At 40.3% G+C, this 2,521-nt stretch carries 3 protein-coding genes; 1 reads left to right on the top strand and 2 read right to left on the bottom strand.

Translation table 11 applies throughout. The annotated features are described in order from the left end of the window. Together BIZ37_RS29875 and BIZ37_RS29870 are read right to left on the bottom strand one after the other, a co-directional pair. Positions 1 to 189, bottom strand: a 189-nt coding sequence (locus BIZ37_RS29875; RefSeq protein ID WP_187464633.1) for a hypothetical protein, incomplete at its 3' end; no start/stop codon positions are given. A 369-nt stretch (positions 190 to 558) separates the two neighbouring features. Next, positions 559 to 1,098, bottom strand: a complete 540-nt coding sequence (locus tag BIZ37_RS29870; RefSeq protein ID WP_187464632.1) for a TetR/AcrR family transcriptional regulator — start codon at positions 1,096 to 1,098, stop codon at positions 559 to 561. A 138-nt stretch (positions 1,099 to 1,236) separates the two neighbouring features. On the opposite strand from BIZ37_RS29870, the gene BIZ37_RS29865 reads away from it, so the two are divergent. Next, entirely contained in the window at positions 1,237 to 2,301 is a 1,065-nt protein-coding gene (locus BIZ37_RS29865) for an SMP-30/gluconolactonase/LRE family protein (RefSeq protein ID WP_187464631.1), read from the top strand. Positions 2,302 to 2,521 lie beyond the last annotated feature (220 nt).

Genomic DNA, 2,521 nt, shown 5'->3' with positions numbered 1-2,521 from the left:
GCCTAGGCTTAGCTTTCCGCCGTTGTTTCGGGCACAATCCTGCCAGATAGCGAGCCATTCGGCCATGAACTCACGGTTATTGAGGCAGGCTGCCTTGAGCGATTTAAGGCTAGTTATATCATGCGCTTTAAGCAGCATAGAAATAGACTGGATAGTAGTCTGATGCCGTCTGTCGATGGCGTTAGTCATGGGTACGTTCTCTTGGTTCATAGTCTGCAATAGTCGTAAGGTTACGAGCCAATACGGCTTGGGCCAAACACTGAAGTGCTGCAAAATGTTACCAGCTGCTGATCTGCAGATTTGCCACCAGTAGTACCGTTATCATGCTCAACTGCATTGCAGTTAGCATAATAACTTTCACATCTTTGCAGATACGTGTATTCCATATACTAAATGGGGCAAAAGTGAGACAGAGCCTCAACCAGCAAGTCTCTAGACAAAAGTTTGCCAGGGATTTTGCTAATATAGCATTTGATGGATTACCAGAGATCTGGCAAATAGCCTCTAATCGAGTGGCCAATTTTTCTCATCCACTACAATTGAAAAAAATCTGTTGGTTTACCCTAAACTTTTATCAACCGATTGTTTTAGTAAACTTGCCATATCAGTCACTTGCATCTCCATGTATTTATCTATCCACGCTTTTATCATGCCAATCATTCCATACAAGATATAGTTCCGCATCATCAGCTCTTCATCTGTCTTGATCTCCTTTCGAAGAGTCAGTTGATGAAATTGATTCCCTAACTTTGAAATGAAACTAATACCTTTCTTTTCATTGAACATGAGCTGGTAAAGCACTGGCTCTGCTTTTATGGTCAATAACAGTTTCTCATACATGCTAATTGGACAATTTCCGATTGTTTTGCAGTGCCCATAACTCTCGATAACTTCAGATAACTCTGCTACAGCTTCATCCTCTAGCCACTCATAGATGCTGTAAATATCATCAAAATGTTTATAGAAAGTTGAACGATTAATATCTGCTGTATCTGTAAGTTGTTTAACACTGATGCTACTCAACTCACTCACTTTCAATAGCTGAATGAATGATTTTTTAAGAGCTACTCTAGTTCTATTTACTCTTCTATCAACCATGTGACCTCACTTTTCGAAGACAAAAAACATAAAGATGTTGCTTAAGGGACACAGCATGGGTTTGTGACGCCCTGTAAAACCACAAGTGTATCATAATCAACACCTGTTGATTGTAGAATTAAGATATTGAAAATCGCTATGAATAAAAAACTAATGAAGGCACTGCTATCAGGAATACTTGTTGTTGGTACTGTGCTCCCTACTTATCTTGTGCTGTCTAGTAAAATCGAACGTGTTGATTTTTCGCCAGACCATAAACCCCAATTCATAGGTCCTTTGGCTATCAACTCAGCCCTAGAGTCTGGTATCCATTTAGGAAAAGGAGCCCTCAAAGGACCAGAAGGCACAGCTATAGATGAGAATGGGTTCATTTATACTGGGACACTCGACGGACATATTTACAAGGTATCATTGGAAAATACTGTAGAAAAATATGCTTACATCGGTGGGCATCCTGTGGGAATGGATTTCGACTCCCATGGCAACCTTTATGTTTGTGTACCAGATCAAGGGTTGTTTATGGTTACACCCGAACGAGAAACCAAGCAAGTTGTGAAAGATATTGGCTTTTCAAATGACGTCAAGGTTGCTTCAGATGGAATGGTCTATTTTACTGATTCAACGACCAAATTCGCTTTTAAAGACTATATGCTGGATATGATGGAGGCAGGTAGTAACGGTCGTTTATTGCGTTACAATCCAATTAATAATGACGTTGAAGTAATCCTTGAAGGGCTGCATTTCGCCAATGGTTTAACTTTCAGTGAAGATGAAAGCTACCTGTTGGTAAACGAATCTTCAAGGAGTCAGACACGCAAAGTATGGCTTAAAGGAAGTAAAAAAGGTAAAGACGAAGTATTCGTTAGCAATTTACCTGGATACCCTGATGGGATTACCACAACAAACTCTGGAAATTACTTGATTACATTTTTTGCGAAGCGTATGAATACCCTTGATTTTTTGCACAAGTACCCTTTGCTAAAACAAGCAGCAGCGTCGCTTCCTTCTAGCATGATGCCAACTGCATCGCCCCACGGGCTAATGGTACTCGTGTCCGGTGAAGGAGAATATTTGGAGAGTTATCATGATGAATCAGGTGAAGTTTCTACAAATATAACTTCAGCAAGGCAAGTGGGAGATAAGGTTGTTTTAGGCTCTCTAACTGAGAATCAACTGGTTATTGTTGATATCGACAACCTTTAGTAGGTTTCGAGCAAAGATTGCTTGATTATCACTGTTAACTGGCATTCATACCCATAATGCTCTCCTTGATAGGGGGAGCTTTGTTCCATACAAGATCTAATGACCAATATGCATACTTCAGCACACTTAATGAGATGGTACGTCCCTCCCTACAGCTAAACTTGAACTGGTTTAGTCTTTAAAGGAAAGTGCCACATGAACAACTCCCACATTATCGGAA

The sequence above is a fragment of the Photobacterium sp. BZF1 genome (genome assembly GCF_014349205.1).
Taxonomy (GTDB): Bacteria; Pseudomonadota; Gammaproteobacteria; order Enterobacterales; family Vibrionaceae; genus Photobacterium.
The sequence above is the reverse complement of the archived record's forward strand: the minus strand, read 5'-3'. Positions and strand labels throughout refer to the sequence as shown.

Excerpts from the sequence above, each read along its gene's own strand:
- BIZ37_RS29865 (WP_187464631.1), top strand. The coding sequence starts at position 1,237 with ATGAATAAAAAACTAATGAAGGCACTGCTATCAGGAATACTTGTTGTT.
- BIZ37_RS29870 (WP_187464632.1), bottom strand. The coding sequence starts at position 1,098 with ATGGTTGATAGAAGAGTAAATAGAACTAGAGTAGCTCTTAAAAAATCA.